Below are 22,789 nucleotides of genomic sequence, written 5' to 3'. Positions count from 1 at the left end.
CGCACTAGCCTGGAGCGGTGACCACCAGCCCCGAGGAGACTCCCCCGTACGCCTCCGGCGCGCCCTCCGACGCACCCACCGGCACCCCGACCGGGCAGTCCGTGCAGCCGGCCCGACCGCGCCGGGTCCGGACCGCGCACCTGCGCGAGATGAAGGAGCGCGGCGAGCGGTTCTCGATGCTCACCGCCTACGACCAGTACGCCGCCGAGATCTTCGACGAGGCCGGTGTCGAGGTGCTCCTGGTCGGCGACAGCGCGAGCAACAACGTGCTCGGCCACGACACGTCGCTGCCGATCACGGTCGACGAGCTGCTGCCGCTGACCGCCGCGGTCGCCCGCTCGGCGCGCCGCGCGCTCGTGGTCGGCGACCTGCCGTTCGGCTCCTACCAGGCCTCGCCGGAGCAGGCGTACCTGACCGCGGCGCGCTTCATGAAGGAGGGCCGCGCCCAGGCCGTCAAGCTCGAGGGCGGCGTCGAGATGGTCGGGCAGATCGAGCGGCTCTCGCGCGGGGGCGTCCCGGTGATGGCCCACATCGGCTTCACGCCGCAGTCCGAGCACGCCCTCGGCGGCTACCGCGTCCAGGGCCGCGGCGACGCCGCGGAGCGGGTGCTGGCCGACGCCCGGGCGGTCGAGTCGGCCGGCGCGTTCGCGGTCGTGATGGAGATGGTGCCGGGCGACACCGCCGCCCGGGTCACCGCCGAGCTCACGATCCCCACCATCGGGATCGGCGCCGGCGCTGGATGCGACGGGCAGGTGCTGGTCTGGCAGGACGCCTTCGGGCTGCGCACCGGGCGGCTCCCCCGCTTCGTCAAGCAGTACGCCGACGTGCGCTCGGTGCTCCTCGAGGGTGCCCGGGCCTACGCCGACGAGGTCCGTACCGGCGCGTTCCCCGGCCCCGAGCACACGTTCTGAGACCAGGCCGGGCGTTCCTTCCCGGCGGAGGCTCCCCGGGGTTAGCGTGAGTGCATGCGCGCCCCCCTCGTCGCCTCCCTCGCCGCCTCGTCCCTGCTGGCGCTGACCGCGGCGCTGCTCCCGGCCACCGGGGCCGGCGCGGAGCCGGCGGTGCCGGCGGAGGGCGGGACCTCGGCCGTCGGCCCGACGGCGCCGATGACGGCCTTCCCGTCGCCGGTGACCGCCCGCGCACCGAAGCCGTTCCCGGCGCTGGAGGTCACCACCCTGGCGAGCGGTCTCGACCACGCCTGGGACGTCCAGGAGCTGCCCGGCGGAGGCCTCCTGGTCAGCGAGCGCGACCGCGCCCGGCTCAGCATCGTCGACGACGGCGGCACCCGCACCCTGGACTTCCCCTCCGGGCGGGTCTGGGTCTCGGGCGAGACCGGCCTGATGGGCCTGGCCGTCGACCCCGGCTTCGCCGACAACCGCCGCTTCTACACCTGCCAGGGCGGCAACGCCGCCGGCGACCGGCACGACGTGCGCGTGATGGCCTGGCGGCTCGGCCAGGACGGCACGACCGTCGGCGGCGCCGACGTGCTGCTCAAGGGCATCCAGGCCACCAGCGGCCGCCACGGCGGCTGCCGGCTGCTGATCACCAAGGGCGGCGCGATGCTGGTCGGCACCGGCGACGCCGCGGTCGGTGCCAACCCGCAGGACCGCTCCTCGCTCAACGGCAAGGTGCTGCGGCTGGACCCGCGGACCGGCCGCCCCTCGCCGGCCAACCCCTGGGCCGGGTCGGACCAGCGCAAGCGCCGCTACGTGCTCACCTACGGCCACCGCAACCTGCAGGGCCTGGCGCAGCGCGCCGACGGCTCGCTCTGGTCGGTCGAGCACGGCACCTTCCGCGACGACGAGGTCAACCTGCTCCGCCGCGGTGGCAACTACGGGTGGGACCCGCGCCCCGGGTACGACGAGTCCGTGCCGATGACCGACTTCTCGCTGCCCGGCAAGCAGCGCGCCGCCCGCTGGCGCTCCGGCGACCCGACCATCGCCCCGTCGGGCGCGACGTTCGTACGGGGTGCCGAGTGGGGCCGTTACCGCGGCCGGCTCGCCGTCGCCGTGCTCGGCGGCACCCGGATGATGTTCCAGGCCTACGACGGCAAGGGCCGGCTCCGCGACGTGCAGGTGCCGCCGGTGCTGCGCGAGCAGGGCCGGCTGCGCTCGGTCACCCAGCTCGCCGACGGCGCGCTCGTCGTGACCACCGACAACGGCGGCGGCAACGACCGCGTGCTGCGGGTGGAGCCGGCGCGGGGCTGACCTCGGCGCTGACCTGGCCGTCGACCGGCCGGGTCAGGCTCCCTGGCCCCAGCCGCCGAGCACGGCCCCGGCCAGCAGGACCAGGAACCACCCCAGGACCGAGACCGCCGCCACCGCCGGCAGCCGGCGCGGGTGGGGCGTCCACCACCGCACGCACACCACGAAGGCCACGACCCACAGGGCGAGCAGCAGCACGACCCCCCACCACGGCGCGACCAGGACGCTCGCGCCGTGGAGGAACAACGAGGCCGCCATCAGGCCCATCCCCACGAACGGCCACGGCGACGGCGCGTCCGGGGGCCTGGGGGTCCGACGGGCCGCCCGACGGGCCTCGCGGGCCGCGTTGCGGCGGCGCGCCACGGGTGCGGTCAGTCCTCGGTCGGCTCGGGCGCCTGGTCGTCGTTCCAGTCGGGGTCGCGGTCCCAGGCCTCGGTGCGCTCGGCGGCCTTCTCGAGGGCCCGGGAGGCCTCCGCCTCGGAGTCGTACGGGCCGAGACGGTCCTGGTTGCGGCACCCGTCGCGACCCTCGACCTTCTTGTGGTTCAGGCAGTACCAGAACTCGCTCATGGGGCGGAAACTACACCTCGACCCGCCGGCGTCGGCCGCGGCGCCCGCACCGCCACGAGCGCGCCGGCGTCGAGCCGACCCGGCCGGCCCGACGAGCCGGTAGGCTGCCCCGCGGACGGGTTGGCTGGGCGACCGCGTGGACCGGGAGACCGGTCCCCGAGGAAGGTCCGGGCTCCACAGGGCGAGGTGGTGGGTAACACCCACCCGGGGCAACCTGCGGGATAGTGCCACAGAGAACAGACCGCCTCCCCGGCTCCGGCCGGGGCGGTAAGGGTGAAACGGTGGTGCAAGAGACCACCAGCGGTCCGGGTGACCGGACCGGCTCGGCAAACCCCACCTGGAGCAAGGTCAAGAAGCTGCTCTCCGGAGCAGTGCGTGCGCGTTCGAGGGCGGCCCGCCCGAGCGCACGGGTAGACCGCTGGAGGCTGTCGGCAACGGCAGCCGTAGATGGATGGTCGCCCCCGAGGCAGCGATGCCGAGGGACAGAACCCGGCCTACAGGCCAGCCCGTCCGCTTCACCGCATCTGACCTGCGAAGACGTGACTCGAAGGGCTCTCGGTGACGTCTTCGCGTACGCGGTCCTTCGTGCTGCCCGACGAGCGATCGGCCGAGGCGGACCGCGACGAAGCCCGGGTCCTGAGGTGGCGCTCGCTGACGTTTGGTGCCCGTGACAGCCTGGGCATGGTCGTGACCCTGCGACCACGACCCGAAGGAGCCCCCGTGGCCAGCCCGGACGCTGCATCGAATCCGCATCCGAATCGAGACCCGGCCCCGACCCCGTCGGCGGCCCCTGCCTCCCGCGACGCCAAGCCGGTGCCCGTGGCGGGCCCCGCCAAGACCGGGGGCGACCCCTTCAAGGCGTCGGGCAAGAAGCCCGACGCCCCGCTCGGGGAGCCGCTGGCCAAGCAGGACCCGCCTGCGGCTAGGTGAGCTCGGCGCTGGAGAGCCTGCGGATACGTCGTGCCTCGATCAGCTGCTGGACCTGCTGGGTTCCTTCGAAGATGTCGAGGATCTTGGAGTCGCGGGCCCACTTCTCGAGCAGCTCGACCCCGCTGTAGCCGATCGAGCCGGTGAGTTCCACGCAGCTGAGGGCGATGTCTGAGACCACGCGGCCGGCCTCGGCCTTGGCCATCGGCGCCTCGAGCGAACTGGGCTCGCGGTTGTCGGCCATCCAGGCGTGGGCGGGTGGGCGCCCTCCCAGTCGGCACTGCCGCGAATGGCGGGTCGGACAGCCCGAGGGTCGGCGACTCGGGAGGCACGTGAGGGCGGCGGACGTAGTCGGCCGGTAGATGCTCCAGTAGGCCGTCGATGATGCAGGTGCTGTAGAAGTCGATGACCACTGATCGGCGTCTGGAAACGGTCGCCTACAGGCCAGCCCGTCCGCCCCCAGCACGCTCTCGAGTCGTGATCTGGTGCCACCTGGTGACACCGGATCGCGACTCCACCGGCCCGCGGCGCGGCGCCCACGTTGGGGCGCTGGTCTCGTGACGCTCGCTGCGCTCGCTCCTCGACCACCGGGGCTCGCGCTCGCTCCTCGACCACCGCGACCGGTCTCGTGACGCTCGCTGCGCTCGCTCCTCGACCACCGGGGCTCGCGCTCGCTCCTCGACCACCGGGGCTCGCGCTCGCTCCTCGACCACCGCGACCGGTCTCGTGACGCTCGCTGCGCTCGCTCCTCGACCACCGGGGCTCGCGCTCGCTCCTCGACCACCGGGGCTCACGCTCGCTCCTCGACCTCCGGGGCTCGCGCTCGCTCCTCGACCACCGGGGCCCGCGCTCGTCAGGCGGGAGGGGCGAAGAACTCCAGCGCGATGCCGTCGGGGTCGCGGAAGGACAGGCCGCTGCCGTAGTGCGCGTCGACGACGCCGCCGTGGGTGATGCCGAGCTCGTCGAGCCGGGACGCCCAGGTCTCGAGCTCGGCGCGGTCGGCGCAGCCGAAGGCGAGGTGGTCCAGGCCCGTACGCCGCTCGTCGAAGCCACCCTCCGCGCGATCGGGGTGGGTGTGGATCCCGAACAGCTGGCCGCTCTCCAAGGCCCACACCGTGTGGTGGTAGCCACCCGTGGTCTCGTCCTCGTCGAGCACCGGCTCGAGGCCCAGCAGCGCGGTGTACCAGCGGGTGCTGGCCTCCAGGTCGGTGACGGTGAGGGCGGCGTGGCCGATCGGGGGGAACGCGGGCATGAGGTCTCCAAGGGGTCGTCGCGACGGTGCGAGGGGCTGCGCCTCGTTCCTATCAACGACCACGGGCCGGCGGACCTGATCGGTCGGGCAGGTGGGCGGTCCGCCACGGACGGGACGGCTGCCCACCGGCCGGCCTCAGCCGTCCTCGGCGACCCGTCACGAGGTCGCGCCGCGCGACCTGTCGGCCATCGCGATCCGGGTGGTCTCCACGGGGTGCACCGCACCATGGACGGTGATCTCCACGAGCCCGTCGTCGAACTCGGCGTCGAGGTGGGCCGCCTCCGTGCCCTCCGGCAACGTGATCACCCGGCGGAAGGCGCCGTAGAACCGCTCCCTCACGTAGAACTCCACCCCGTCGTCGGCCGTCGGGTCGAGCGAGGCCCGGGTGCCCGACACGGTGAGCACCCCGTGGTGGAAGAGCAGCTCGACGTCCTCGGGATCGACGCCGGCGAGCTCGATGCGGATCACCAGGTCGTCGCCGCGGGCGAGGATGTCGGTGGCCGGCACCCACGCGGAGGCGTGCGTGCGCTCGGCGCTCTCGCCGCCGTGCTCACCGCCGTGGATGCCGAGGGTGCGCATCCGGCCGAGCTCGCTGACGAAGTCGGTGACGCCCTCGAAGGGGTTGCGGCGGGAGGTCGGCACGGGTCGCTCCTAGGGGTGGTGGGCAGGCTCAGTCGAGGTCGAGCGGGGTGGAGAGACCGACGTCGCGCAGGTGCTCGGCCGCCACGTCCTCCTCGTCCTGGCCGTCGGTGACGGCGGCGTTCATCGCGACCACCGCGTCCTCGTCGAGGGTGCGGTTCACGGCGTCGACGACCGTGGTGAAGGCCTCGGCGTCGATCGAGTCCAGTTTCTCCTGGCCCACGACCATCACCACGTTCTGCGAGCCGAACAGCAGCTCGGGGTCCTCGAGCACCGTGTAGTCGCCCGACGACAGCTGGGGGTCGGTGGTGAAGGCGTCCACCGCGTCGACCTCCCCGGCGTCGAGGGCGTCGTACTGGGTGCCGAGCTCGAGCGGGACGAACGACGCGTCGAGCCCGTAGACGTCCTGCAGGCCCTCCAGGCCCAGGTAGAGCGACTCGAACTCCGGCCGGGCGCCAAGGCGGAGCGGGTCGCTCCCGGCCAGGTCCGCGAGGTCGGCCACGGTGGTCAGGTCCTCGCCCTGGGCGAGGTCCCGGGTGACCGCGACGGCGTCCTTGTTCTGGAACGGCGTCATCTCGCTCATCACCATGTCCTGGCCGGCGTAGAACTCCTCGGCCCGTGCGTAGGTCTCCTCGGGGTCCAGCCCGGACACCTCCTCGCCGGCCACGACGGAGAGCACGGTCCCGGTGTAGGCGACGTAGCCGTCGACCTCCCCGGCCTTCAGCGCGGCGTCGAGGTCCTCGGCAGGACCGACGGCCTTGCGCAGGTCGACGGTGTAGCCGTTGACGGCGAGGGCCTGTCGCCACAGCTCGCCGACCACCCGCCCCTCGGGGAACTCCTGGGTGCCGATCGTGATCCTCAGCGTCGCGCCCTGGGGCTGCTGGGAGGCGTCGCGCTCGGAGCTGACACCGCAGGCGGTGAGCACCGCGCAGGTCGCGGCGACCGCGAGCGTCGCGGTGGTGCGTACCCGCCGGCTCACCGCGGGCCTCCCGGCTCGCTGGTCGCGGCCACCGCGGTACGCGTCCCGGACCCGGCCTCCGCGCGCTGGTCGCGCGCCTCCTCGCGCAGCGCCTTGATCCAGCAGTACGCCACCAGGACCAGGACCACCGCGAACGGCACCGACCCCAGCACCGCCGCCTGCTGGAGCGCCACGAGCCCCCCGACCAGCAGCATGGCGGAGGCGATCGCGCCGATCAGGATGCCGAAGACGACGACCACGACCCGTGAGGGCCCCTGCGACCCCTTCGAGGCCATCGTCGCCATCACGACGCTGGCGGCGTCGGCGCCGCTGATGAAGAACAGCGCGATCAGCACGATGCACAGCGCGGAGCTGACCAGCGGCAGCGGCAGCGCATCCAGGGCGACGAAGAGCGACAGCTCGGGCGTGGCGAGCGTGCCGATCACGTCGGCGCGTCCGCTGCGCTGGAGCTCGATCCCGGCCCCGCCGACGATGGCGAACCACAGGAAGCCGAAGCCGGTCGGTGCCGCGACCACGCCGAGCACGAACTCGCGGATCGTGCGGCCCCGGGAGATCCGGGCCACGAACATCCCGACGAACGGCGCCCAGGACACCCACCACGCCCAGTAGAAGATCGTCCAGCTCGCCATCCACTGCTCGTCGCCGACGCCGGTCTCGAGCGACATCGGGAGCACCTGCAGGACGTAGTCGCCGATCGACTCGATGCCGTTCGAGATCACCAGCACCGTCGAGCCCCCGACGACCAGGAAGAACAGGAAGAGACCGATCGTGGCCAGCGACCCCAGGTTGGCCAGGAAGTTGATCCCCTTCTCGACCCCCGACGTCGCCGACAGCAGGAACAGCCCGGTGACCACGGCGATGATCACCACGGCCACCGCGTTCGACTTCGGCACCCCGAAGAGGTAGTCGAGCCCGCTGTTGAGCTGCAGCCCGTTGAGGCCGAGCGCCGTGGCGGTGCCGAACAGCGTCGCCACGATGGCCAGCGCGTCGACCACCCGTCCGACGAGCGTCTCGTGCGCCTTCGGGCCGAGCAGCGGGCTCAGGGTGGAGCTGACGAGGGTCGGCAGGCCCTTGCGGTAGGTGAAGTAGGCCATCGCGCCGCCGACGATCGCGTACATCGCCCAGCCGTTGAAGCCCCAGTGGAAGTAGGTGTACCGCAGCGCGACCAGGGTGGCCTCCTCGCTGCGGGGCTCCGCCAGGCCGTGCGGCGGGGCGCTCCAGTGCGAGACGGGCTCGGCGATGCCGTAGAAGAGCAGCCCGGCGCCCAGCCCAGCCGCGAACATCATCGAGACCCAGGAGAACGTGCCGAACTGCGGGCGTGAGTCGTCCGGACCGAGCCGGGTGCGACCCCAGGGGTGCAGGACGAGGAAGACGCAGAACGCCAGCGAGGCGAAGGCCAGCAGCACGAAGGCCCACCCGAAGGTGCCGATCACCCAGCCCAGGCCCGGCTTCATCACCCCGCCGAGGCTCTTCGGCGCGAGCAGTCCCCAGCCCACGAAGGCGGACACGACCAGCGCCGAGCCCCAGAACACCCCGGGGTCGACTCCCTTGATCACGCGGTTCACGTCGTGCCTCCACCGTAGGTGATGTTTGTCGATCGATAAGGTAGACCAAAGTCCTCCCTGCGTCGCGCGACAGGACGGGTCGTACGTCCCAGGATTCCGGCGAGCAGCGGACGGGCCCCGACGGTACGGACCCCTCGCCCCCGCGTCCACCGTCCCCACCCCTGCGTGCCGGGTGCCGCGCTAGCGTCAGCCATGAGGACGGTGCCGTCCGGCCACCCCTCCCGTCGTCCCGGACCCCGACGACTCACCCGAGTCCGAGGACCACGCATGACCGCTGACCAGCACTCCGCCGTCGCCCCGCTCCGGGTGCCGCGCGGCACCGCCGCGCCGTTCACCGCCCTGGCTGCGGAGGTGCGCGCCAGCGGGCTGCTGCGACGCCGCTACGGCTACTACGCCGCGATGGTCACCGGGTGCGTCGGAGCCCTGGTCTGTCTCGCGGTCCTCGTCGTCGGGCTGGGCGACACGTGGTGGCAGCTGGTCCCGGCCGCCCTCCTGGGCCTGGTCGTGACGCAGCTGGGGTTCCTCGGGCACGACGCGGCGCACCGGCAGGTCTTCGTGGGCGCTCGCCCCAACGACTGGGCCGCGCGGCTGCTCTCCGGCGGCGGCGCCGGGTTGAGCTACGGGTGGTGGCGCGGCAAGCACAACCAGCACCACGCCGCGCCCAACCAGGAGGGCCGCGACCCCGACATCGCCCCCGGCCTGCTCGCCTTCACCGCCGAGATCGCGGCCGCGCGGGACACCGGACCGGCCGGGTGGTTCGTCCGGCACCAGGGGTGGCTGTTCTTCCCGCTGCTGACGCTGGAGGGACTCAACCTGCACTGGGCCAGCGTGCGCACCCTCCTGGGGCGGGCCCCCGTACGACACCGCTGGAGCGAGCTCGCACTGCTGACGACCCGCCTCGGCGGGTACGTCGCGGGGCTGCTCCTCCTCCTGCCCCCGGGGAAGGCCGTGGCGTTCCTGGCCGTGCAGATGGCCGTCTTCGGGGTGTGCCTCGGCGGCTCCTTCGCGCCCAACCACAAGGGGATGCCGATCGTCCCCCGCGGCGCGCGCCTGGACTTCCTGCGACGCCAGGTCCTGATGTCGCGCAACGTCCGGGGCGGCCCCGTGGTCGACGTCGTCATGGGCGGGCTGAACTACCAGATCGAGCACCACCTGTTCCCGAGCATGCCGCGTCCGAACCTGCGACGGGTGCGGCCGCTGGTCCGCGAGCACTGCGCCCGCCACGACATCGCCTACACCGAGGTCGGGCTGCTCGAGTCGTACGCCATCGTGGTCGACTACCTCAACCACGTGGGGCTGCGGGCGCGCGACCCGTTCCAGTGCCCGTTGTCCGCCGCCCTGCGCGAGTCCGGTCCGCCTGGTGCCGGCTGACGTCCCCGGGCCCCACCCCTCCGCCGGGGGTACCGCCCTGGTGTCCCGCGGCTACGGTGAGGTCCACGCCCGGGCCGCCTCCTCACGGCCCACCGGCCACGAGGAGGCGGGGACCACGCGCGTCGTACGCACGCTGCTCGGGGCCGCCCACCCGGGCCCGGCCCTGGCCGTCACGCTGCTCGCGGCGCTGCTCTGCCTGCCCGCCGACCTCTCTCCCGGGCGCGCCGTCCTGGTCGTGCTGGCGGTGCTGACCGGGCAGCTGACGATCGGGTGGTCCAACGACCTGCTCGACCTGGCCCGTGACCGCGCCGTCGGCCGCACCGACAAGCCGTTGGCCTCGGGCGCGCTGTCGGTCCCGCTGGTCCGCGCCGCCACGACCGGGGCGCTCCTCGCCACCGTCGTGCTCTCCCTCGCCTGCGGCCTCCTCGCCGGGCTGCTCCACCTCGTCGTGGTCGCCGCGGGCTGGGCCTACAACCTCGGCCTCAAGTCGACCGCCGCCTCCGGGGTCCCCTACGCCGTCGCCTTCGGGGCACTGCCTGCCTTCGTCTGGGCCGCCGGCGACGCCGCCGCGCCGGCCTGGGTCGTGCTGGCCGGCGCCCTGCTCGGCACCGGCGCGCACCTGCTGAACGCCGTGCCCGACCTCGCCGACGACGCCGCCACCGGCGTCCGCGGCCTGCCGCACCGTCTCGGCGAGCGCGGGTCCCGGATCGGGGCCGCCCTGCTCCTGGTCCTGGCCTCCACGGTCCTCGTCGCCGCCACGACCACGCTCCCGTCAGCCGTCCGGCTCGGGGCCCTGCTGCTGGCCGTCGGCCTGGCCGTCGTGGCCGTGCGCGCCCCGGGCCGCCAGGGCTTCCGGGCCGCCGTCGGCATCGCCGTGGTCGACGTCGTCGTGCTGGCGGCCGCACGGTGAGCCGCCCGATGAGCCGCGCGGCGGACGCGAGCGGGGCCTACGACCTGGTGGTCGTCGGCGCGGGCCCGGCCGGCGCCACGGCCGCCGTGGCGGCGCTCGACGCCCGCCCCGACCTGCGGGTGCTGCTGCTGGACCGCGCCGACTTCCCGCGCGACAAGTGCTGCGGCGACGGCATCGCGGCGCAGGCCGTCGACGTGCTCCGTGCCCACGGGATGCAGGACGCCGTCGAGGGCTGGACGCCCCTGCGACGCCTCGAGCTGGCCGCCGGCGACACCGTCGTGGACGGCCGGATGTCGCGCGACGTCCACGTCGTGCCGCGTCGGGCGTTCGACGCGCGCCTGGTCGAGCACGCGGTCGCCCGCGGGGCCGAGCTGCGGCGGGCCCGCGTGCGCCGGGTCGAGGTCCGCACCGACGCGGTGGTCCTCGACACCGGCGACGGGGAGGTGGCCGGCGCCGTCGTGCTCGGCGCCGACGGCGCGCACTCCCGGGTCCGCACGGCCCTCACCGACCGCCACCACCTCACCAGCCCCCGCCGCGCGCTCGCCCTGCGCGGCTACACCCCCACGCCGGACTGGCTGGCCGGCCGCCAGGTCATCCGGTGGGGGCCGGGCCGGCAGCCGTCGTACGCCTGGGCCTTCGACCGCGGCGACGGCCTGGCCAACATCGGGTACGGCGAGCTGGTCGACGACGGCCCCGGACCCACCCGCGCCCGGATGCTCGACGCGCTCGACGGCCTGCTGCCCGGCCTCGTCGGCGACGCCACGGACTGGCGCGGACACCCGCTGCCCCTCTCCGGGTTCCGCTGGCAGCAGCCCGACGGGCGCTGCCTGCTGGCCGGCGACGCCTCCGGCCTGGTGAACCCGATGACCGGCGAGGGCATCTACTACGCCGTCGCGACCGGGTCCCTGGCGGGACGGGCCGCCGCCGCGGCCGTCGCCGACGGGAGGCCCGGGAGCGCCGGGCGCCGCTACCGCCGAGACGTCCGCCGGCTGCTGGCCGGCCACCTGCGCCACACCTGGACCGCCGGCACGCTCGCCCAGCGCCGGGGGGTCGTGGCCGCCGGCGTCCGCGCCGCCCGCGGCGACCAGCGGGTCTTCGACGACCTGGTCGAGATCGGCCTCGGCGGAGGGCGGATCACCCCGCGCCTGGGCCGCTCGCTGGTCGTGGAGCTGACCCGCCCGCTCGTCCGCCCGACCACCTGACAGCCTTCCCCCAGACCGCCCGACGAAACGGACCACCATGCAGATCCTCACCGCCCGCGGCGCCCTGCCGGAGCACCGCTACCCGCAGGACGAGATCACGCAGGCCTTCTCCGAGGTCATCGCCCAGGGCCGCCTCGACGAGCGCGTCCTGCGCCGCTTCCACGCCAACGCCGGCGTCGGGCACCGGCACCTCGCGATGCCGCTCGAGCGGTACGGCACCCTCGACGGCTTCACCGAGGCCAACGACACCTTCATCGCCGAGGCGGTACGCCTGGGCGCGCGCGCCGTCGAGGACGCCCTCAAGGACGCCGGGCTGACCCCCAGCGACGTCGACCTCGTCATCTCGGCCACCGTCACCGGGCTCGCGGTGCCGTCGTTGGACGCGCGGATCGCCGCGGTCACCGGGATGCGGCCCGACGTGCGGCGGATGCCGCTGGTCGGCCTGGGCTGCGTCGCCGGCGCCGCGGGCGTCGCCCGGCTGCACGACTACCTGCTCGGCCACCCGGACCACGTCGCGGTGCTGGTGGCCGTCGAGCTCTGCTCGCTGACCGTCCAGCGCGACGACACCTCCGTACCGAACCTGGTGGCCAGCGGCCTCTTCGGCGACGGCGCCAGCGCGGTCGTGGCCGCCGGCGCCCGCCGGACCACCCCGGACGCCTCCCCCGTCCGCGTCCTGGACAGCCGCAGCCGGCTGTACCCCGGCACCGAGCGCACGATGGGCTTCGACGTCACCGGCGGCGGCCTGCGGATCGTCCTCGACGCCGAGGTGCCCGCGCTCGTCGAGCGCCACCTGCGCGGGGACGTCGACGGGTTCCTGGCCGACCACGGCCTCGCCCGGGACGACATCGGGTTCTGGGTCTGCCACCCCGGCGGCCCGAAGGTGATCGAGGCCCTCCAGGCCGCGCTCGAGGTCCCCCGCGAGGCGCTGCAGCTCACCTGGGACTCCCTGGCCCGGGTCGGCAACCTCTCGTCGGCCTCGGTCCTGCACGTCCTCGAGGACACGCTGCGCGACCGCCCGCCGGTCCCCGGCTCGCTGGGCGTGCTGATGGCGATGGGCCCCGGCTTCTGCTCCGAGCTGGTCCTGCTGCGCGCGGAGGACGCCCGGTGACGTCGCTGACCGCCTTCACCGTCCTGGTCGTCCTGGTCGCCCTCGAGCGGCTCGCCGAGCTGGTCGTCTCGAAGCGCAACGCCGCCTGGAGCGCCGAGCGTGGCGGCCGCGAGACGGGGCAGGGCCACTACCCGTTCATGGTCGTGCTGCACACCGGGCTGCTGGTCGCGATGCTGGTCGAGGCGTTCGTCGTGCGCCCGGACGTCCCGGGCGCGCTCGCCTGGTCGATGCTCGTCCTGGTCCTCGCCGCCCAGGGCCTGCGCTGGTGGTGCATCAGCACGCTGGGCCGCCGGTGGAACACCCGCGTGATCGTGGTGCCCGGGCTCGCCCCGGTGACCGGCGGGCCGTACCGGTTCTTCTCCCACCCCAACTACGTCGCCGTCGTCGTCGAGGGCGTGGCGCTGCCGCTGGTCCACGGCGCCTGGGTGACCGCGCTGGTCTTCACCGTGCTCAACGCCGCGCTGCTGCGGGTCCGGCTGCGCGTGGAGGACGAGGCGCTGGCCACGCTGCCGGCGCCCGGCGCCGGGCGTACGACCGCGGGGGGTCGCCGTGCGTGACCTCGTCGTCGCCGGGGGTGGGCCGGTCGGCCTCGCCGTCGCGCTCCACGCCGCGGCCGCCGGGCTCGACGTGGTCGTCCGCGAGCCGCGCACCGGCCCGGTCGACAAGGCCTGCGGCGAGGGCCTGATGCCCGGGGCCCTGGCCCGGCTCGCCGCCCTCGGCGTCGACCCTGCCGGGGTCGACCTGCACGGCATCCGCTACCTCGACCCGCGCCACGAGGCCGTGGCCCGGTTCCGCGCGGGGCCGGGTCGCGGGGTCCGTCGTACGACGCTGCACGCCGCCCTGGCCGACCGCGTCGAGGCCGCCGGCGTGCCGGTCGAGCAGCGCCGCGTCGACCTCGTCGAGCAGCGCGAGGACCACGTCCTCGTCGACGGCGAGCCCGCCCGTCACCTCGTGGCCGCCGACGGCCTGCACTCCCCGCTGCGCCGCTCGCTCGGCCTCGACGACCCCGGCCCCGCTGCCGGGCGCCGCTACGGCCAGCGCCTCCACGTCGCGACCGCGCCGTGGAGCGACCTCGTCGAGGTGCACTGGGGCCCGCGCGCGGAGGCGTACGTGACCCCGGTCGCCCCCGACCTCGTCGGCGTGGCGGTGCTCAGCGCCGAGAAGGGCCCGCTGGCCCGGGTGCTCGGCGACTTCCCGGCGCTGGAGGAACGCCTCGCCGGGGCCGACCGGACCGCGGTGCGCGGCGCGGGCCCGCTGCGGCAGCGCTCCACCCGCCGGGTCGCGGGCCGGGTCCTGCTGGCCGGTGACGCCGCGGGCTACGTCGACGCCCTGACCGGGGAGGGCATCGCGCTCGGCCTGGCCGAGGCGGAGGCCGTCGTCGCCGCCGTCGTCGCGGGCGACCCCGGGTCGTACGAGCGCAGCTGGAGCCGGCTGCGGCGGCGGCACGAGCTGCTGACCCGCGGCCTGCTCGGCGCGACCCGTCGGCCGCTGCTGCGGCGCGCGCTGGTGCCGGCGGCGAGCGCCGTACCGGCGTTCTTCGGCCTGGCCGTCGACCAGCTGGCGAGGCCGGCGTGAGCGGCGTCGGCACCGACGGGGGTGTCGAGCAGGTCGTCCTGCTCGACGAGGACGGACGCGCGGTCGGGCGTGCCGACAAGGCCACCGTGCACCACCAGGACACCCCGCTGCACCTGGCGTTCTCCTGCTACGTCTTCGACCGGCAGGGGCGGTTCCTGCTGACGCAGCGCGCCGCGTCGAAGCGCACCTGGCCCGCGGTGTGGACCAACTCCGCGTGCGGCCACCCCGCACCGGACGAGCCGTTCCTCTCCGGCGTCCGCCGCCGCGTCGGCCAGGAGCTCGGGCTGGACCTCGCCGAGCTGCGGCTGGTCCTGCCGGCGTTCCGCTACCGCGCGGTGATGGCCGACGGCACGGTCGAGAACGAGATGTGCCCGGTCACCGTGGCCGTCACCGACGACGAGCCGCGAGCCGACCCCGACGAGGTCGACGCCGCGGTGTGGGTCGACTGGGCGGAGTTCCGCGCCGAGGTGCTCTCCGGGCGGCGCGAGGTCAGCCCGTGGTGCGTCCAGCAGGTCGAGGCGCTGCCGGCCGACCCGCTCGCCGCCGCGGACCAGGATCCCGCGACCCTGCCACCGGCGGCCCGCCCGCCGGGCTGACTCGCGCCGCAACCGTCACCTCGACGCGCCGCGAGCGTCATCTCGGCTGTCCGCGAGCGTCATCTCGGCTCGAAGCGGACGCGGCGGTCGGCGACGGAGGCCTCGACCAGGCGCACGCGCACCTCCTCGCCCAGCGGCAGCGGGCCGGTGCCGGTCACCCGCGCCTCGACGGCCGGGTCGGCCACGGTGACCGTGCCCGTGGTCGGGTCGTCGTCGTCCACCTCGACCACGACGGCGTCGAAGGTCTCCCCCACGCGGTGCGACAGCAGGCCGGCCTCGACCAGGTCGAGCACCGCGTTCTCGTAGCGCCGCGCCAGCTGCCCGGAACGCTTCAGCGCGACCGGCAGGTCCGGGAGCGCCTCGAGCACCCACGCCGGTACGGGCTCCCCGGCGCAGAGCGCCACGCACACCTCCCCGGCGTACCGGTCGCCGAGGCGGCGCAGCGGCGCCGTCACGTGCGCGTACTCCGAGGCCAGGGCCGCGTGGTCGGGGTCGGCCGGCACCTCGCCGTCGAAGGCGACGTAGCCGCTGCCGCGCAGCAGCCGGGTGCAGGCCACGACCATCGCGGCCTCGGCCGGCACCGACGGGTCCAGGCCGCGGATGAAGTCGGGGTAGAGCAGCTCGGCCGGCCAGTCGATGCCCAGCGCACGGGCGGTGCGGTGCAGGCGGCGGACGTCGCGGGGGTCCGCCGGCGGCAGGGTGCGCAGCAGCCCCACCCGGGCGTAGACCATCAGCGACGCGGCGCCGAAGCCGGTCAGGAGCGAGACCTGGGCGTTCCACTGCTCGGCCGGCAGCTGGCGGCGGAAGGCCAGGGTCCAGGTGTCGCCGGCGACGTCCACCTCCTGCTCGGGCAGCGGCAGCGACACGCCCCCGCGGGCGGCCTCGCGGGCCAGCCGCAGCTCGCCGACCTCGCGCAGCAGCCGCAGCGGCTCGTCGGCCGTGCCGTCGTCGACGGCGGCCTGCACCTCGTCGTAGGTCAGCTGGCGCCGCGACCGCACCAGCGCCCGCTCGACGGCGACGTCGGTGCCCTCGCCGGTCGCGTCGACCCGGATCGTCCACAGCAGCGCCGGCCGCACCTGGTCGGGCAGCAGCGAGGCGGCGTCCTCCGACAGCACCGGCGGGTGCAGCGGGACCTTCGAGTCGGCGCCGTAGAGGGTCTCACCCCGCCGGTGCGCCTCGACGTCGACCGGGTCCCCGGCGGCGACGAACGCGGCCACGTCGGCGATGGCGTACCGCACGACGTAGCCCGACGGGTCCTGCGGGTCGCGCTCGAGGTGCACGGCCTGGTCGAGGTCGCGCGCGCCCGGCGGGTCGATCGTCACGAACGGCACGTCGGTGCGGTCGAGGTCGGGCAGCCGGGGCGCGGCGGCCGCCTCCCGCGCCGCGTGCTCCACCTCCGCGGGGAAGCCCGGCGACACCTCCAGCTCCTCCTGCAGACGTCGTACGCCCTCGCGCAGGAGGTCGTGCGTGCCCCCCGAGGACGGCCGGACCCGGACCACGCGACTGCTCGCCATGGTGGGAGCCTAGGCCCGTGCTCGTCCTGCTGCCTCCCAGCGAGGGGAAGTACGCGCCCCGCCGCGGCGCGCCCCTCGACCTCGACGCCCTCCGCTCCCCCTCGCTCGGCCCGGCGCGCCGCCGTGTCCTCGACGCCCTGGTGACCGTGTGCCGGGACGACCCGGACGCCGCCGCCGCGGCGCTCGACCTCGGCCCCACCCAGCGCGACCTGGTCTCCCGCAACGCCGGTCTGCCCACGGCCCCGACGGCCCGCGCCGACCGCGTCTACACCGGGGTGCTCTACGACGCGCTGGACCTCGCCTCGCTCGACGCGGGCGCGAAGCGGCGGGCCGGGCGCCGGGTCGCGATCGTCTCGGCACTCCTCGGACTGGTCGCCCCGGGCGACCGGGTGCCGGCCTACCGCCTGTCGGGCCAGAGCCTCCTGCCCGGCCTCGGACCCGTCGCGGGGCAGTGGCGCGAGGCGCTCGGCCCGGCCGTCCGCGACGCCCTGGGCAGCGGCCTGCTGGTGGACCTCCGCAGCTCGGCCTACGCCGCCTTCTGGCGGCCGGAGCCCGACCTCGCGGCGCGGACGGCGACCGTACGGGTGCTCCACGAGCAGGACGGCCGCCGCTCGGTGGTGAGCCACTTCAACAAGGCCACCAAGGGCCGGATCGTCCGCGCCCTGCTCGAGCAGGGTGCGGACCCGCGGACGCCCGCCGCCCTCGCCGGCACCCTGCGCGACCTCGGCTGGGCCGTCGAGGAGCACGACCAGGGCACCCGGGGCACCCGGCTCGACGTGGTCGTCCGGGCGCTCTGAGCGCTACCAGCCGGCGGGGCCGCCGGCCTCGGGCGGGCGTGCGTTGAACAGCCGCATCGAGCCGCGGTGGCCCTGCTCGGGGTCCTCGTGCGGCCACCAGGCCGTGACGCTGACCGAGGCCGGGGCGAGCTCCATCCGGAACAGCGCCTCGAGCGGCGCCCCGAGCGCGTGGGCGAGGAGCACCTTGATCGGCGTCACGTGGCTGACCACGACGACCGTGCGGCCGGCGTGCTCGGCCAGCACCCGGTCGAGGCCGGCCAGCACCCGGTCCTGCACCCCCCGCATCGACTCCCCCGTGCCGCCGCCGGCGACGACCTCGGTCGAGCCCAGCCAGGTGGTGAGCTCCTCACCGTGGCGCTCGCGGACCTCCCCGAAGGTCATCCCGTCCCAGGCGCCGAACTCCATCTCCGCGAAGGCCGCCTCCTCACGCAGCGGGACCCCGAGGACCTCCCCGACGAGGTCGCCGGACTCGCGGGTGCGGCGCACCGGGGAGGCCAGGACGACGTCGACGGTCTCCGCCAGCGGGGCCAGCCAGTCCGCGGTCGCCCGCACCTGGTCACGGCCCTCCTCGGTGAGCCCGGGGTTGCTGCCGCCCAGGCCGCCCGAGAACCGCTTCTCCGCGGTCATCGGCGTCACGCCGTGCCGCACCAGCACCAGCGTCGTCGGCTCCTGGAGCGCGTGCCCGCTCCAGCCCTGCCTCGGCGCCGGGGCCGCCACCGGGTCGGCGACCGGGTCGTCGGCCGGGTCGTCGGCCGGGTCGTCGGCCGGGTCGCTCGACCCCATGACGGTCACGCCGTCCCGGGTGCCGTCGAGCGCCTCGTTGGCCAGCCGGTCGGCGTAGGCGTTGCGCGCCCGCGGCACCCAGGTCCAGGTGGTGCCGGCCGGGGCCAGCGCCCGGGCCTCCTCGACCAGCGGGACCAGCCCGGCGTGCTTGACCTTCCACCGCCCGGCCATCTGCTCGACGACCAGCTTGGAGTCCATCCGGACCTCCAGCGTGGCGTCGGGCGCCAGGTCGGCGGCCAGCCGCAGCCCCCCGATCAGGCCGCGGTACTCCGCGACGTTGTTGGTCGCCCGCCCGATCGTCGTGCCGTCCTCGGCGAGCACCTCGCCGGTGTCGGCGTCCTTGAGCACCGCGCCGTAGGCCGCCGGCCCGGGGTTGCCCCGCGAGCCGCCGTCGGCCTCGACGAGCACCGACCGAGGAGCCGCGCTCACAGCCCGCTCTCGTCGGTGCGCACCAGGATCCGCGTGCACTCCTCGCAACGGACGACCTCGTCGGCCGGCAGCGCGGCGATCCGGGCCAGCTCGAGGTTGTCGATGCCCAGCCGGCAGCCGGTGCACTGGCGCTGGCGCAGCAGGGCGGCGCCGATCCCGCCGCGCTGGGCGCGGACGCGGTCGTAGACCTTCAGCAGGTCGGCCGGGACGTCCTCGGCCGCCCAGGCGCGGGTGCCGGCGACGTCCGCGGTCTGGCCGTCGATCTCGGCCCAGGTCGCGTCGCGCGACTCGCGCAGCTCCGCCGCGCGGCGCTCGGTGCCCTCGAGCTCCTGCTCGACGTGGTCGAGGCGGCCCTGGGCGTCCTCGAGACGGCCCATCACCTCCAGCTCGTCGTCCTCGAGCGAGGAGATCCGACGCTGGAGCGACACCAGCTCGTGCTGGATCCGCTCGAGGTCCTTCGGGCTCACGCTGCCGGCGTCCATCCGCTGCTGGTCGCGGGCGCGGCGCGCCTTGACCTGCTCGACGTCGGCGTCGATCTTCTGCTGCTCCGCGGTCAGGTCCGCGACCTCGATCCGCGCGTCGCGGGCGACGTCGACGAGCCGGGCCCGGGAGGCCTCGAGCGCGACGAGGTCCGGGATCTCGGGCAGGTGCGTGCGGCGGTGGGCGAGCTGGTCGGTCTTGGCGTCGAGCTCCTGGAGCTCGAGCAGCTTGACCTGGGCGGACGGGTCGGCCTTCAGGGCGGTCTCCTGGTGCGGTTCGGTGGTGCGGGGTCGTGCTGGGGCCGGACGGACGTCAGTGCGGGGCGTCGACCCGGAAGGTCCAGGGGTCGGTGACCAGGGTGCTGACGTGGGTGTCCACCGTACCGCCCAGCGCCTCGGCCAGCCGCCGCTGCAGGACCGGGAGCCAGGTCCACTCCGCGGCCCAGTGGGCCACGTCGACCAGCGCCGGGCCGTCGTGCTCCAGGAACTCCGAGGCGGGGTGGTGGCGCAGGTCGCTGGTGACGTAGACGTCGGCGTCGCCGGACCGCAGCGAGTCCAGCAGGAAGTCCCCGGCGCCGCCGCAGAGCGCCACCCGGCGCACCACCCGGTCCGGGTCCCCGCCGACCCGGACGCCGTGCGCGGTCGCCGGGAGGGCGGCGGCCACGGTGGCCGCGAACTCCGCCAGGGTCGTCGGCGCCACGTCACCGACGCGGCCGGTGCCGGTCGACCCGAGGCCGGGGTCGGCGAGCTCGACCAGGGCGTAGGCCGGCTCCTCGTACGGGTGCGCGGCCACCATCGCTGCGACCACGGCGGAGCGGTCGCGGCGCGGGAGCACCACCTGGACCTGCTCCTCGTCGACCTCCTCGGGCGTGCCGACCGTCCCGATGGTCGGCGTCGCCCCGTCCAGGGGCCGGAACCGGCCGGTCCCGGCGGCGGAGAACGACGCCTGGTCGTAGTCACCGATCCGACCCGCCCCCGCGGCGGCCAGCGCTGCCCGCAGGGCGGCCGCCTCGGGCGCCGGGACGGCGACGGTCAGCTGGTCCAGGGCGGGGGCGGGCAGCGGTCGCTGAGGCTGCTGGTCGCGCAGGCCGAGCGCGTCGGCCAGGGCGTGGGACACCCCGGCGTACGCCTGGTCGGCGTTGGTGTGGGCGGTCAGCAGAGCGCACCCGGCGCGCACCAGGGCGGACACGCTGCGGCCCTTGGGCGTGGTCGCCGCGACGCCGTGGACGCCGGCCAGCAGCAGCGGGTGGTGCACCAGCAGCAGGTCCGCGCCGGCGCCCACGGCCTCAGCGACGACGGCCGGGGACGGGTCGACGGCGAGGTGGATCCGCCGCACCTCCTGGTCCGGGTCACCGGTGACCAGGCCGACCCGGTCCCACGAGTCGGCCGTGCCGGGCGGGTACCACGCGTCGAGCAGGGCGACGACCTCGGAGAGCACGGGCATGGGGCGAGCCTAGGGTGAGGGCCTCCCGCCGTACGCTCCCGGCGTGCTGCTCATCTTCGGGTTCAAGTCCTACGCCTCCGTCCTCGCGATGCTCCGCGTGCCGTGCCCGCAGGGCCACGAGCTCGCCGCGCAGCGGCTGACCCGGATCAGGCGCAGGTTCACGCTGTTCTGGGTGCCGCTGGTGCCGGCGGGCACCCGCTACCAGGTCGACTGCACCTGGTGCGGGCTGCAGCGCCGGGTCGACGAGCGCGAGGCCGAGGAGATGCAGCGCCGCGGCTGAGGCCCGCGCCGACCGTCGACCGGCTAGTTGACCTGCCGGTCCCGGCCCTCCCAGTACGGCGCGCGCAGCTTGAACTTCTGCAGCTTGCCGGTCGCCGTGCGCGCCAGCTCGTCGCGGAACTCGATCGACGTCGGCGCCTTGTAGCCGGCCGCCTTGTCCTTGCACCACGCCACGAGCTCGGCCTCGGTCGCCTCCTGGCCCTCGACGAGGACCACGAGCGCCTTGATCGTCTCGCCCCACTTCTCGCTCGGGACGCCGATCACCGCCACCTCCGAGACGGCCGGGTGGGAGAACAGCACGTCCTCGACCTCGATCGAGGAGACGTTCTCGCCGCCGGTGATGATCACGTCCTTCTTGCGGTCGCTGATGGTCAGGTAGCCGTCCTCGCCGATCGTGCCGCCGTCGCCGGTGTGGAACCACCCGTCGGCCAGCGCCACCGCCGAGGCGTCCGGCTGGTCCCAGTACCCCTCGAGCACCACGTTGGAGCGCGCCAGCACCTCGCCGCCGGTGCCCTCCTCGCCACCGCTCTCCGAGATCGACAGGCGTACGCCGATCGCCGGCGCGCCGGCGCGCACGAGCCGGGCGGCACGCTCCTCGGCCGGGAGGTCGTCCCACTCGGCGCGGGTCCGGTTGACGGTCAGCAGCGGGGAGGTCTCGGTGAGGCCGTAGATCTGGATGAACTCCCAGCCGAGCTCCTCCTGGACCCGCACCACGGTCTTGGTCGGCGGCGGCGCCCCGGCCATGATGATCCGGACCTTGTCGCGCCCCGGGATCTCGCCCTCCCAGTCCTGGGCGGCGTCGAGCACGGCGGCGGCCACGGCGGGCGCCGCGCACATCACGGTGACGCCGTGCTCCGCGACGCGGCGCAGGATCTCGGCGCCGTCGATCTTGCGGATCACGACCTGCTTGACCCCGAGCCCGGTCATCGCGAACGGCATGCCCCAGCCGTTGGCGTGGAACATCGGCAGCGTGTGGAGGTAGACGTCGCGGTCGGTGACGGCCGTGTGCAGCGCGAAGGTCGTGGCGTTGACCCAGATGTTGCGGTGCGTGATCTGGACGCCCTTGGGCCGCGCGGTGGTCCCGGAGGTGTAGTTGATGCAGGCCGTGGCGTTCTCGTCGGGCTCCCACGGCACCGGGTCCGCGACGTCGGCCGGGGCGTAGAGGTGCTCGTCCTGGCCGAGCACGAAGCGGTGCTCGGCCGTGACGTCGGCCAGGGCCTCGTCGAGCTCGGGGTCGACGTAGAGCACCCGGGCACCGCTGTGGGCCACGATGTAGGACACCTCGTCGGGGCGCAGCCGGAAGTTGACCGGGACCAGGACCCGGCCGGAGCCGGAGACGCCGAAGAACGCGGCCAGCAGGCGGGCGCTGTTGTGGCTGACCACCGCGACCCGCTCCCCCACGGCGATCCCCAGCTCGTCGAGCTTCGCGGCCTGCCGCCGCGCGAGCTCCCCGATCTCGGCGTACGTCGGCGAGCCGAGGCTGGGCGCCGGCTGGTCCGGCTCGTCCACCACGCCGACCCGCTCGCCGTACACCTGGACCGCGCGGTCGATGAAGTCGTTGACGCTGAACGGGACGAGCACAGGTCCTCCTGGCGGGCAGCGGGCAGGGTGCGGTGACCCGCGTCACCTTAGTCGGGTGAGCGTTGGTGCGGCGTTGGTCGTCCGCCGGAGGGAGGCGCAGATGAGAGCCCTCTCATCGGGCTCTCACACCACACCCACGATCGGCCATGATGCTCGGACCGTGTCCGCGATGCTCAAGGTCCTGATCACCCTCGCCGTGCTGCTGCCGGTGGGGGGCTTCGTCGCGGGCTCGCTCGCGGCCAACGACACCTCGGGCAGCCCGCGGGAGACCATCGTGATCAGCGAGAGCGCGGACCGAGGCGCCGGGCCGGAGACGACCACCGTGACCGGCACCGAGGTACGACCCGGGCAGCGCTTCGTCCCCGAGCCGGCACCCACGCCCCGCCCGACACCGGTCCCCCCGGTGGTGGAGGAGGACGATGACGACGATGACGGACCCGAACCGGTCATCCCGCAGCCCGTGGACGTGGACGACGACGATGACGACGATGACGACGACGGCGGGGACGATGACGACGACTGACCCGACACCTGAGCCGACGACCGAGCCGCGCCGGTGACGACGGCGGGTCCCGACGACGACACC

General features: G+C 75.0%; 24 protein-coding genes and 1 other RNA gene. 13 read left to right on the top strand and 12 right to left on the bottom strand.

Annotation, left to right across the window (positions count from 1 at the left end; genetic code table 11):
• Positions 1-17 precede the first annotated feature (17 nt).
• A complete protein-coding gene (gene panB, locus GV155_RS07725) occupies positions 18-911 on the top strand; it encodes a 3-methyl-2-oxobutanoate hydroxymethyltransferase (RefSeq protein WP_160006747.1) in 894 nt (297 codons plus the stop codon).
• A gap of 54 nt (positions 912-965) precedes the next feature.
• On the top strand, positions 966-2,207 hold the full coding sequence (locus GV155_RS07720; RefSeq protein ID WP_160006745.1) for a PQQ-dependent sugar dehydrogenase: 1,242 nt from the start codon (positions 966-968) through the stop codon (positions 2,205-2,207).
• 33 nt (positions 2,208-2,240) lie between these two features.
• On the opposite strand, the gene GV155_RS07715 is transcribed toward GV155_RS07720, so the two are convergent.
• Both GV155_RS07715 and GV155_RS07710 read right to left on the bottom strand, forming a co-directional pair.
• On the bottom strand, positions 2,241-2,567 hold the full coding sequence (locus tag GV155_RS07715) for a hypothetical protein (RefSeq protein WP_160006743.1): 327 nt from the start codon (positions 2,565-2,567) through the stop codon (positions 2,241-2,243).
• An 8-nt stretch (positions 2,568-2,575) separates the two neighbouring features.
• Positions 2,576-2,773: a hypothetical protein gene (locus GV155_RS07710; RefSeq protein ID WP_160006741.1), complete on the bottom strand. Its 198-nt coding sequence runs from the start codon at positions 2,771-2,773 to the stop codon at positions 2,576-2,578.
• Between the two features lie 116 nt (positions 2,774-2,889).
• On the opposite strand from GV155_RS07710, the gene rnpB reads away from it, so the two are divergent.
• Positions 2,890-3,286, top strand: an RNA gene (gene rnpB / locus GV155_RS07705) — RNase P RNA component class A.
• Between the two features lie 409 nt (positions 3,287-3,695).
• Here the strand turns inward: rnpB and GV155_RS07700 are convergent.
• From GV155_RS07700 to GV155_RS07680, 5 genes are all read right to left on the bottom strand, one after another.
• On the bottom strand, positions 3,696-3,944 hold the full coding sequence (locus GV155_RS07700; RefSeq protein WP_442938828.1) for an acyl-CoA dehydrogenase family protein: 249 nt from the start codon (positions 3,942-3,944) through the stop codon (positions 3,696-3,698).
• A gap of 609 nt (positions 3,945-4,553) precedes the next feature.
• Positions 4,554-4,952, bottom strand: coding sequence for a VOC family protein (locus GV155_RS07695; protein WP_160006738.1), 399 nt, complete (start codon positions 4,950-4,952; stop codon positions 4,554-4,556).
• 156 nt (positions 4,953-5,108) lie between these two features.
• On the bottom strand, positions 5,109-5,594 hold the full coding sequence (locus GV155_RS07690; protein WP_201300103.1) for an Hsp20/alpha crystallin family protein: 486 nt from the start codon (positions 5,592-5,594) through the stop codon (positions 5,109-5,111).
• Between the two features lie 28 nt (positions 5,595-5,622).
• Positions 5,623-6,570: an ABC transporter substrate-binding protein gene (locus GV155_RS07685; protein WP_160006735.1), complete on the bottom strand. Its 948-nt coding sequence runs from the start codon at positions 6,568-6,570 to the stop codon at positions 5,623-5,625.
• The gene (locus GV155_RS07680) at positions 6,567-8,126 is read right to left on the bottom strand and encodes a BCCT family transporter (protein ID WP_160006732.1); all 1,560 of its coding nucleotides are present in this window, start codon (positions 8,124-8,126) and stop codon (positions 6,567-6,569) included. Before GV155_RS07680 ends, GV155_RS07685 begins: the two co-directional genes overlap by 4 nt.
• Positions 8,127-8,402: 276 nt before the next feature.
• Between GV155_RS07680 and GV155_RS07675 the strand changes: the two genes are divergently transcribed.
• From GV155_RS07675 to idi, 7 genes are read left to right on the top strand one after another with little or no spacing between them, the layout of a single operon-like run.
• Positions 8,403-9,506, top strand: a complete 1,104-nt coding sequence (locus GV155_RS07675; protein WP_160006730.1) for a fatty acid desaturase family protein — start codon at positions 8,403-8,405, stop codon at positions 9,504-9,506.
• Positions 9,496-10,416: a UbiA family prenyltransferase gene (locus GV155_RS07670; RefSeq protein ID WP_201300102.1), complete on the top strand. Its 921-nt coding sequence runs from the start codon at positions 9,496-9,498 to the stop codon at positions 10,414-10,416. The genes GV155_RS07675 and GV155_RS07670 overlap by 11 nt, the downstream gene beginning before the upstream one ends.
• Positions 10,417-10,424: 8 nt before the next feature.
• Positions 10,425-11,618 carry an NAD(P)/FAD-dependent oxidoreductase gene (locus GV155_RS07665; RefSeq protein WP_160006727.1) on the top strand — a complete coding sequence of 398 codons (1,194 nt, stop codon included), beginning with the start codon at positions 10,425-10,427 and terminating at the stop codon, positions 11,616-11,618.
• Positions 11,619-11,655: 37 nt separating this feature from the next.
• Positions 11,656-12,726: a type III polyketide synthase gene (locus GV155_RS07660; protein WP_160006724.1), complete on the top strand. Its 1,071-nt coding sequence runs from the start codon at positions 11,656-11,658 to the stop codon at positions 12,724-12,726.
• A complete protein-coding gene (locus GV155_RS07655; RefSeq protein ID WP_160006721.1) occupies positions 12,723-13,283 on the top strand; it encodes an isoprenylcysteine carboxyl methyltransferase family protein in 561 nt (186 codons plus the stop codon). Before GV155_RS07660 ends, GV155_RS07655 begins: the two co-directional genes overlap by 4 nt.
• Positions 13,276-14,301 (top strand): NAD(P)/FAD-dependent oxidoreductase, encoded by a 1,026-nt coding sequence (locus GV155_RS07650; protein ID WP_160006718.1) that lies wholly within the window; start codon positions 13,276-13,278, stop codon positions 14,299-14,301. Before GV155_RS07655 ends, GV155_RS07650 begins: the two co-directional genes overlap by 8 nt.
• Positions 14,298-14,897 carry an isopentenyl-diphosphate Delta-isomerase gene (gene idi, locus GV155_RS07645; protein WP_160006715.1) on the top strand — a complete coding sequence of 200 codons (600 nt, stop codon included), beginning with the start codon at positions 14,298-14,300 and terminating at the stop codon, positions 14,895-14,897. The genes GV155_RS07650 and idi overlap by 4 nt, the downstream gene beginning before the upstream one ends.
• A 59-nt stretch (positions 14,898-14,956) precedes the next feature.
• Here idi and GV155_RS07640 read toward each other — a convergent pair whose 3' ends face one another.
• A complete protein-coding gene (locus GV155_RS07640; RefSeq protein ID WP_160006712.1) occupies positions 14,957-16,411 on the bottom strand; it encodes an RNB domain-containing ribonuclease in 1,455 nt (484 codons plus the stop codon).
• A gap of 17 nt (positions 16,412-16,428) precedes the next feature.
• Here GV155_RS07640 and yaaA point away from each other — a divergent pair, with 17 nt between their 5' ends.
• Positions 16,429-17,208 carry a peroxide stress protein YaaA gene (gene yaaA / locus GV155_RS07635; RefSeq protein ID WP_160006709.1) on the top strand — a complete coding sequence of 260 codons (780 nt, stop codon included), beginning with the start codon at positions 16,429-16,431 and terminating at the stop codon, positions 17,206-17,208.
• Positions 17,209-17,211: 3 nt separating this feature from the next.
• Here the strand turns inward: yaaA and GV155_RS07630 are convergent, their stop codons facing one another.
• The 3 genes from GV155_RS07630 to GV155_RS07620 all read right to left on the bottom strand — a co-directional run bounded on the left by GV155_RS07630 (position 17,212) and on the right by GV155_RS07620 (position 20,343).
• Positions 17,212-18,420, bottom strand: coding sequence for a bifunctional RNase H/acid phosphatase (locus GV155_RS07630; RefSeq protein WP_160006706.1), 1,209 nt, complete (start codon positions 18,418-18,420; stop codon positions 17,212-17,214).
• Positions 18,417-19,058 (bottom strand): zinc ribbon domain-containing protein, encoded by a 642-nt coding sequence (locus tag GV155_RS07625; RefSeq protein WP_442938864.1) that lies wholly within the window; start codon positions 19,056-19,058, stop codon positions 18,417-18,419. The genes GV155_RS07630 and GV155_RS07625 overlap by 4 nt, the downstream gene beginning before the upstream one ends.
• Positions 19,059-19,212: 154 nt before the next feature.
• Positions 19,213-20,343 (bottom strand): Nif3-like dinuclear metal center hexameric protein, encoded by a 1,131-nt coding sequence (locus GV155_RS07620; protein WP_160006703.1) that lies wholly within the window; start codon positions 20,341-20,343, stop codon positions 19,213-19,215.
• 43 nt (positions 20,344-20,386) lie between these two features.
• Here GV155_RS07620 and GV155_RS07615 point away from each other — a divergent pair, with 43 nt between their 5' ends.
• On the top strand, positions 20,387-20,623 hold the full coding sequence (locus GV155_RS07615) for a zinc-ribbon domain-containing protein (RefSeq protein ID WP_160006700.1): 237 nt from the start codon (positions 20,387-20,389) through the stop codon (positions 20,621-20,623).
• 23 nt (positions 20,624-20,646) lie between these two features.
• Here the strand turns inward: GV155_RS07615 and GV155_RS07610 are convergent, their stop codons facing one another.
• Complete coding sequence (locus GV155_RS07610) at positions 20,647-22,203, bottom strand: AMP-binding protein (protein WP_160006697.1); 1,557 nt, start codon at positions 22,201-22,203, stop codon at positions 20,647-20,649.
• A 160-nt stretch (positions 22,204-22,363) separates the two neighbouring features.
• On the opposite strand from GV155_RS07610, the gene GV155_RS07605 reads away from it, so the two are divergent.
• On the top strand, positions 22,364-22,726 hold the full coding sequence (locus GV155_RS07605; protein ID WP_160006694.1) for a hypothetical protein: 363 nt from the start codon (positions 22,364-22,366) through the stop codon (positions 22,724-22,726).
• The last annotated feature ends 63 nt before the right edge of the window (positions 22,727-22,789 follow it).

The organism is Nocardioides sp. AX2bis, from assembly GCF_902506435.1.
Lineage (GTDB): Bacteria > Actinomycetota > Actinomycetes > Propionibacteriales > Nocardioidaceae > Nocardioides.
This window is presented reverse-complemented; position numbering and strand designations above follow the sequence as displayed.